General features: G+C 69.7%; 1 protein-coding gene. It reads left to right on the forward strand.

Annotated elements, in window-relative coordinates; all coding sequences use genetic code 11:
- Positions 1-1567: autotransporter outer membrane beta-barrel domain-containing protein (locus tag I5M_RS05725; protein ID WP_022720529.1), on the forward strand; the 1567-nt coding region annotated here is incomplete at both ends.

Raw genomic sequence — 1567 nt, forward strand, 5'->3', positions numbered from 1 at the left:
CCAGAACGGCTTTGCCATCCTGCTCGAGAACAAGACCGGCACCGCCGCCGACAACGACACCATCGTCAACTACGGTACGATCGTCGGCAACGGCTCCATTCCGGATCCGAACGCCGTGGTGCTGCTGCAGAACGGCACGCCCGACACCGGTTCGGTCGGCACGCTCGACGGCGTCACCTACACGGGCACCGGCTCGGCGCGCTTCATTCGCGGCGACGGCTCGGCGATTCAGATGGGTGAGGGCAACGACGTTCTCACCAATTACGGCACCATCATCGGCAACAACGGCCGCGCCATCAACATGGAAGGCGGCAACGACACCGTCAACATCATGCCGGGCTCGCGCATCGTCGGCCTGGTCAACGGCGGCGCCGGCACAGATACGCTGAACTACTACAAGGTCGGCCTGACCGACGCCAAGCGGGCGCAGCTGATGGCCGGGCAGACCGTCAATGTCGGCGGTACGCTCTACACCTCGTTCGAGATCGCCAATGCCTTCGCGCCGTCGTTTTCGGCCTTCGCCAGTTCGGCGAAGCCGGGCAGCGCCGGCCCGGCCTGGCTGTTCGACAATCTCTCCAACAGCGTCGCGGCGAGTGCCGCCGCGCTGGCCCTGATCGATCAGGTGGCGGGCGCCGCCGATGTCGGTGCGGCGCTGTCACAATTGTCGCCGACCGCCTATCAGAGCCTCGCCCGGATGACGCAGGCGTCGACATTCCAGACCACCGCGCTGCTCGACCAGCGGCTGATGCAGAGCCGCTTCGGCGCCGGCAGCGATGTCGGCGGCGCCGGCGCCGCGCTCGCCATGTTCGATGCCGGCCTGTTCGGCGGCGGCTCGGCGCTCGACCGCACGCTGGCGGCGGTGCGGACACCGTCCGGCTCCGCGCCGGATGCGCTGGCGGCGATCGGCTGGGGCGCGCCCGCGGACGCGCTGGCTTATGCGCCGGCCACCAAGGCGCCGCCGCTGCGCACCGAGCTCAGCCCCGATCACGGCGTGTTCGTCGCCTCCAGTCTGTCCACCTCGCGCGAAGGCGCCCGGCCCGATACGCCGGCGACCCGCTCGACCAGCGCCAATATCGTCGCCGGCGCCGACTGGCGGTTCGCCGACGGCTGGCTGGTCGGCGCCTTCGGCGGCTACGCGCTGACGAACGGCGATCTCGATGCGCTCGGCTCGACCACCAAGATCGCCACCCGCACCGTCGGCGGCTATGGCAGCTACCGCGCGCCGCAATGGTACGTGAACCTGATCGGCCTCTATGGCTGGGACGGCTACGACAACAATCGCGTTGCGCTGGGGCTGCCCAATGGCTCCCGCTTCGACGGCGCGCATTACTCGCTGCGCGGCACGGTCGGCACCGATCTGCGGATGTTCGGCGGCTTCCTGGTGACGCCGGAGATCGGCCTGCAATACACCCGCGTCACCACCGACGGCTTTGCCGAGACCGGCGGCATCGCCGCGCTCAATGTCGGCTCGGATCGTTCGGAGTCGCTGCGCTCCAGCGTCGGCGCCCGCGTCGCCCGCGATCTGCAGACCACGAGCGGCGTGCTGACGCCGGAGCTGCGGCTGCCG

The sequence above is a fragment of the Rhodopseudomonas sp. B29 genome (assembly GCF_000333455.1).
In the GTDB taxonomy this organism is placed as follows: Bacteria; Pseudomonadota; Alphaproteobacteria; order Rhizobiales; family Xanthobacteraceae; genus Rhodopseudomonas.